The organism is Nitrosomonas sp. Nm51 (assembly GCF_900111165.1).
Lineage (GTDB): Bacteria > Pseudomonadota > Gammaproteobacteria > Burkholderiales > Nitrosomonadaceae > Nitrosomonas.
On the sequence record NZ_FOGH01000078.1, the window covers coordinates 1 to 7,050 of the forward strand.

5 protein-coding genes and 1 pseudogene are annotated in these 7,050 nt (G+C 48.0%); 2 read left to right on the plus strand and 4 right to left on the minus strand.

The annotated features are described in order from the left end of the window. Window positions 1-507: 507 nt before the first annotated feature. The 3 genes from BMY60_RS14260 to BMY60_RS16430 form a co-directional block, all read right to left on the minus strand. Window positions 508-1,992 carry a porin gene (locus tag BMY60_RS14260; protein WP_256250920.1) on the minus strand — a complete coding sequence of 495 codons (1,485 nt, stop codon included), beginning with the start codon at window positions 1,990-1,992 and terminating at the stop codon, window positions 508-510. Between the two features lie 322 nt (window positions 1,993-2,314). Continuing rightward, window positions 2,315-3,580, minus strand: coding sequence for a glycerophosphodiester phosphodiesterase family protein (locus BMY60_RS14265; protein WP_090334526.1), 1,266 nt, complete (start codon window positions 3,578-3,580; stop codon window positions 2,315-2,317). A gap of 272 nt (window positions 3,581-3,852) precedes the next feature. Further along, entirely contained in the window at window positions 3,853-3,975 is a 123-nt protein-coding gene (locus BMY60_RS16430) for a hypothetical protein (protein ID WP_256250924.1), read from the minus strand. A gap of 206 nt (window positions 3,976-4,181) precedes the next feature. On the opposite strand from BMY60_RS16430, the pseudogene BMY60_RS14270 reads away from it, so the two are divergent. Beyond that, a pseudogene (locus BMY60_RS14270) lies at window positions 4,182-4,514 on the plus strand (outer membrane protein transport protein); the annotation flags it as partial. Window positions 4,515-4,801: 287 nt separating this feature from the next. Next, window positions 4,802-6,736 carry an aconitate hydratase gene (locus BMY60_RS14275; RefSeq protein ID WP_090334528.1) on the plus strand — a complete coding sequence of 645 codons (1,935 nt, stop codon included), beginning with the start codon at window positions 4,802-4,804 and terminating at the stop codon, window positions 6,734-6,736. A gap of 27 nt (window positions 6,737-6,763) precedes the next feature. Here BMY60_RS14275 and BMY60_RS14280 read toward each other — a convergent pair. Further along, on the minus strand, window positions 6,764-7,050 hold a 287-nt coding region (locus BMY60_RS14280), incomplete at its 5' end, for a transposase (RefSeq protein ID WP_143057468.1).

A 7,050-nucleotide genomic window follows, 5' to 3' on the forward strand; every position in this document is an offset into this window, starting at 1 on the left:
AGCAGGTCGCTGGCCAGCCTTGGTGCGTTATATCATCAGTAAAATTATTGCCAGCAAACCCCAGAAATCACAATTTCTTGATTCATTTCCCGCTACGTTGGCATTTGATTCCAGCTAACTGAGGAATTTAGGATAATGCTTTTTCATCCTCAATCAATCCGGAAGGAACGCAGTCTTTCTCTTATTATGTTATTGAATCCATCCCTACAACAGAAACAATCGAATTCTTCGTCGAGCACTGAACCATTACTGGTTAAGTTACAAGCACACCGTTGTCAATATGTTTCCAATTCCAGCCAGGGGAAAATTTGTTCTAACCCTGAGAACTAACAAGGACGAGTTATCGACGAATGTGCGAATGGCGTTTGATTATTTGAAAATGACCAAAAATTCGGCAAAATCGCGTTAGAACAAATTTGCCGTGGCTTTGCTCCGTATATGCTTGACAAGCATAAAATGGCATAGCTCGTTTTAATGAACCATGGGCAACACGACAAGCTGTTGATATTAGAATGTCAAATCCCATTGTAACCAGAATCGTTGATCCGATTGCCCCTGCACGACAAGGTGACTTACTTGAAAATTCACCTTGTTTGCATGTCCATTAAAAAAATAAGTCATAATACCGCTGAACTCTTCTTGCCTGTCTTTGCCCACATCGACATTTGGGTCAACAAAGGCATACCGCCCGGCAAATTCCAGATTCTTGGGTATTTCAGGAATGATATAGTGTGGAAAATAACCGGCTTGTACCAGCCCACCGATCAGGTTGGTTTTTCTCGCAGGGTCATTTTGACTTTTTAGCGTATCAATCACCTCTTTCCAGTGCATTTCATGTTTCAAAGAAAAACCCCGCCACTTGAAGCGCACCTCCTCCATCATCTGATTAAGGCGGTACTGTCCGTCCCGGCCCGGTTCGAATCCGGGCAAGTTACGGCAACTGTTGCTGTCTGTCCGGAAAACAGTACAGCGGCTGCGATTAGTAGCCGCTGCGAAAGCAAAACCAAGCGCCGGGCTCTCATGATATTCCAGATCGGACTGAGAAAACGGCATCTCGCCGCCTAGTGCATTCCACTGCAATCGTCCGGAATACATCATACGATTGTCATCATTACTATTCTCACCTACACCGAGCCCGGTAAAAACACCTGCAAAATAACTGATATCGTGCCAGGTTCCCGGAAACAGATTACCAAGTAACTGAACACCCTGCTGCCGGTCAACCGTAAACAGATCGTTAACAATCGATCGGTTGACAAACTGTTGATTGGCTGACGAGGAAACCCGTTCATCGTTATACACAACCTTGCCCCGCCCCACCCACAGTCTGGCCCATTTGAATTTTTCTATAGTCAGATTCAAATCACGCAAAACCGGCTGGGACCAGTCGTACTGCAAATAGTATTTCAACCAGGGCCAGTAAGCATGTCCTCTGAGCCGGGTCCGTGCCCGGCGGATCCTGAATGAACTCTCGTTGCGTTCCAGATCCTCGATAGAGCGTGGATCACTGTCGAATGGGTTTGAGTAACGCGTCTGAATTCTATTCTGAATCGCGAGAGAAAACTTTTTGTCGTTGGTGGTAAATTGAAATCCATGCTTGCCGTAGCTGAAATTGGCAAAATCATCCTGCGTTTTAGTGTCCAAGACTGCCATTTCAGCCGATACATCTTCTTGTGTTTGCGGTAACTCTGTTTGCTCTGATATTGTCACAGTCTGTTCTGTATCCACCGGCACGACTGAGACTGCATCGGATTTCAGGTCTGTATTCGAGTCACTTGCTGACTCCAGCTTTTCAAGCCGCTTCAGCTTTTCATCCAGTTCCTTAATCTTTGCATCCAGGCGGCCTTCTATTTCCAGCAATTCCTGTTTGTAGCGCTCCGGATTGCGCTGCAGTTCCGCCGCAAAAACCGGTTTGCCTAACATCTCTAACAAAACCACAAAAATAACTGGCGCTGAATTCAACCATAACAACCGATTAAACATAACCGTCATGCTCCGCCGTTAAAAATTGCGAATTATGACACGCGTTTGTTACATTTTTGTTACATTAAATATTACCGTTATATTTATAAGCGTGAATAGTTTTGTGCAATCCCATGTTATTCAACCGCCCTTCCAGCAGCTGGATAACTTTATATAAGTCAAATAAAAACAAATTCTTAAGTTAAGTGCCTTACTTTGAGATGCCTTGCATCATTTGATATAAGCTTGCAATAACAACGGAATCGGAAATTCAATGATATTGAATGAAGCAATCCAGCTTAAAGAAACAACGGACAAGACTGTTTTTAAGCAATACCGCTTTATTAAGCTGCTATTCCAGATTCATGCAATTGGCATAGTATGTCACGGTTGCAGGCCAGTCGGAAAAGATGCCTAGAATGCCAACCTCGCCCGCCAGTACATGCAAAGCTTCATACATATCGCCATCGTCGTTGATGACGACGTCCGGATTGACCGGGTTCGGATTTTTCCCGTTCAATGTCTGGAAATACCAGCCGCCGCCATTATCAAGCGGGCCATCGCGCTCGAATGTCCAGGTAATGATATCCAGGCCTGCGTCTTTCACTGCAGTTGCATAGCGCGACGGTACAATTTTTCCGTTCTCGATTTCAAGCAGCATCCACATCGGCGGCGCGATAATCTGCACGCCATCGGTTACCAGCTGTTCCATAGAAGGCGACCAGGTGGCGGGATTGCGGTGATCGAAAGCCGGATCGTCATAACGGCCATCCAGGAAAACTGCTTGCTTGCCGAAATCCGGTTCGTTCTGAATCCAGTACAGTACATCGCCAAGGTTAAATGACTGCGCCCAAACCTTGGACGCACGCACGCCCGCTTCCTTGTACTCATCGATCATTTTCTGGGCGTAATCTTCCCGAGAGAAACCATCAAACGGCATCGGAACGCTCGGGGATTTCAACTCAGGTGTCATTTTGACCCCCAGTTTCTGGAATAGCGCAATACTTTCCTTGTGGGTCAACAGGGTGCCAGGCGCGGTATACAGATCCGCTCTCCAGCCGACCGCGCCTTTCATATAGCCAGCCACATTTGCCGCGCGCGGGTTAAAAGCGTCCATTTTTCCTTTCAGGGTTTTGAATTCCGCCAGCGTGATATCGCTGGTACAGCAGCGTGCGGTGGCCGGCGTAACCAGATTTCCGTTTTCGTCAAAAGCAGCAGGGCGAAACGGCTTCGAGCACTTGGCGGCCAATGGCGTCTTCAGAATATTGGTCGTGGTATGCAAATCACACTGCGAATGGCGGCACACCAGTTCCTTGTCCTGCGTAAATGTCACATCGCATTCAACAATACCCGCACCCATTTTTGCAGCAGCTTTATACGATTCCAGCGTATGCTCGGGAAACCGCATGGGCGCGCCGCGATGGCCGATAGAAAAATCCGTGCGTTTGAACGGACCGGACGAACAGCGTTTTAATTTTTCTTTTAACAAGCCCGTAGCCATCTTGTGAATCAGGTACAGTGGGCGCGGTTTGTACTGCATCCAGGCAGCTCTTTGTTGCACCTCAAACTGTTCATGACCATCACGCAAACCAGTGAGACTTGCGCAGCCCGACAGCATTATCACCACTATCACTACACAGTAACGCAATCTGGTAAGCCCGTTTTCCGCAATAACATCACAAGCAATTTCAATGATTTATCGTTGTTTATCAGTCTGTTGAAAACAATTAATGTTATTATAGGCGTGATAGTATCGAAATAGCGGCAATGGCTTTTCAATCGCCCATATACAGCGCATATCCAGTCTTTATGCATAATGCCAGCCAGCATTTCATGGGCGAAAACTTGTACAAAGCAAAAAACTCACGCTGCAAACTAAACACCGTTCGCCTATAGGGCGAGAAGCTCATGATAGGCCGTCTGCATGATGGCTGCAACCGTCACCTGGATATATACGCCGATCGTCTTAAGAAAATGCCGCAGCGTTGTTACGCTGCTGGCAGCCGAAGTCATTTCGCCTTTTCCGATGCCAGAAAACTGATTACTCGCACAGCACTGGATAAATTTTGATAGCTTTGGCTATAAACCAGGCAAATCCAAACAAAATCCTCTCATCAAAGCATTATTGCGGATGGTCACATAGGGGAAAAGGAAACCTCAGTTAAACACACAGCGATCAATTCACGGCGATATTGTCGACCGACTGAAGCACTTTTAATACACTGAGCACTGCAACGCCAACGGAAATTAGTAATACCGAAAACCGGAAAGATGCCATCCGTTTGAGTATAGGTACAACCTGCAAATATAACGATAAATTGACGTCACGGAGTGGATTCGCCTGTGACAGCAGCCCGGCGCGCAGCGCCAGATTCCGGACACTCCGGATTCCGGATGATCGTTACTGGTTGGCATCAGGTCAAGCTACCGATTTTATAAAACATGCCATCTCGATCTGGCATACACTAGGGGGTGTCGTCATGGCACAGGCTATGGCGGCGACGACGAACAATGCCGCAGTATGCCCGCCAGATGCGATCCAGGTGTTATAGTTATTTATGAACGACTCCTAACATTTTCATTAACAAAACCTGCATCAACGAACCGGCTGTTGGCAGCGGCATATTAAATTTGTTTGCTATCGGCATCGGCGGATCAATTCAGATAAAAAATTTATCGGAAATATTACACGACTATACTGACATCTTAATTTGGATAACAACAATTTAAACCGGGGACCCGATTGCTGTCGTATCCCACACGATAACTGTAGCGTATCAACCTACCGGACGAATGTTATCCCGGTGGAAACTACAGACAACGATAAGAGAGGTTGATCATGACTCAAAATGTCACACAAAAATTAATTGAAGCGCATCTGTGCAGCGGAAGGATGACGCCTGGCACGGAAATCGGCCTAAAAATCGATCAGACTCTGACTCAGGATGCCACCGGCACCATGGTCATGCTTGAGTTTGAAGCAATGCAGATTCCTCGCGTTAAAACAGAGCTTTCAGCACAATATATCGATCACAATCTGATTCAGGAAGATTTCAAGAATCCTGACGATCATCTGTTCCTGCGCAGCGCGTGTAAAAAATATGGACTGTGGTACAGCCGGCCGGGAAATGGGGTAAGCCATCCAACGCATATGGAGCGTTTCGGCATTCCTGGAAAAACGCTGTTGGGTTCGGACAGCCACACCTGTGCGGCCGGTTCTTTGGGAATGCTGGCCATCGGTGCCGGCGGCCTGGAAGTCGCGATGGCATTGGCAGGCAAACCTTTTTATCTGAAAATGCCTGAAATATGGGGCGTCAGATTATCGGGAGAGCTTCCCGAGTGGGTTAGCGCCAAAGATATTATTTTGGAAATGCTGCGACGACACGGCGTAGATGGTGGGCTCAACCGGATTATTGAATATTACGGGCCGGGGTTGCAAAACCTGTGCGCAATGGACCGGCATGTTATCGCCAACATGGGCGCAGAGCTTGGTGCGACCACAACTGTTTTCCCGTCGGATCAGACTGTCAGGCGGTTCCTAAAGACACAAGGGAGAGAAGATGCATGGCAGGAAATTGTTGCCGATAATGATGCTGTTTACGATCAGCATGATGAGATCGACATTTCAACGCTGGAACCGTTGATCGCCTGTCCTACCAGCCCGGGCAATGTAGTTCCGGTACGCGAAGTGGCCGGAAAAGAAATTTATCAGGCTTATATCGGTTCATCGGCCAATCCGGGACTTCGGGATTTTGCCGTTGCAGCGTTAATTGTTGACGGCAAACGTGCGCATGACCGCGTGTCGCTGGATATCAATCCAACCTCGCGACAGATCCTGGAAAATCTCATTTCACTGGGATTCCTTGAAAAACTTATCCACGCAGGCGCCCGTCTGCATCAGGCAGGCTGCAACGGCTGTATCGGTATGGGACAGGCTCCGGCCACCGGCCGCATCAGCTTACGTACAGTTCCACGTAATTTTCCGGGACGGTCGGGCACCCGGGAAGATCAGGTTTATCTGTGCAGCCCGGAAACCGCCGCTGCTTCAGCAATCACGGGCGTCATCACCGATCCCCGGACGCTCGACATGGATTATCCACGGTTTTCCGAACCGGAGGAAATTCGCCTCAATACTGAAATGCTGGTCCCGCCGGCATCCAGTGAAGCGCATATCGAACTGGAAAAAGGCCCGAATATTAAACCGCTGCCGCCTTTCGACCCGCTGCCGGAGACGTTGGAAGGCCTCGCTTTACTAAAAGTCGGCAATGATATATCGACCGATGAAATCATGCCCGCTGGCGCTCAGGTTCTGCCGCTACGCAGCAATATCCCGGAGATCAGCAAATATTGTTTTCGACAGATCGACGAGAACTATTATACGCGTGCCATGAATTGCCGCGATCAGGGATCCTTTATTGTAGCGGGGGAAAATTACGGCCAAGGATCCAGCCGCGAACACGCCGCACTTGCGCCGCGGTACCTCGGTCTCAAAGCCGTTATCGCCAAAGGCTTTGCGCGGATTCACTGGCAAAACCTGGTAAATTTCGGAATATTACCTCTGACATTTGCCGACAGCACAGATTTTGAAAGAATCGGTCAAAACGATACACTGTGCATTTCCCAAATCCGTGAAATGCTTCAGCAGGACAGCACAGTAACTGTCATCAACAAAACCAAAGACATTACTTTTCAGGCCAGACATTCGCTAAGTAACCGTCAGATCGAAATGATTCTGGCGGGCAGTCTGATCAACCTCGTCAACACAGCTGAATAATCTGCCCAATAAAAAACTTATATGCCTCTAAACTATTTTCAGTTTAATTGGATTGTGACACAAGCAAGCACTCGGGAGACGGGAAGGTAATTCAGCTTCCCATGCTCGCCGGTTAAAACGGTAGCAAAACGCATTGAGATATTCTTGCAAGTAACCTGATGACACTCCGTGATATGTTCCCGACAAGAATGCCTTAAGGTTGCCAATGGCGATATGTATCCATGGCAACCACTCACCAGCTTTGTCTGGCGGGGTCACGCGTGCGGTATGATTCTGTGTTTTGCCGATTTCGGCTAAAGAAGGCAGCGCATCGC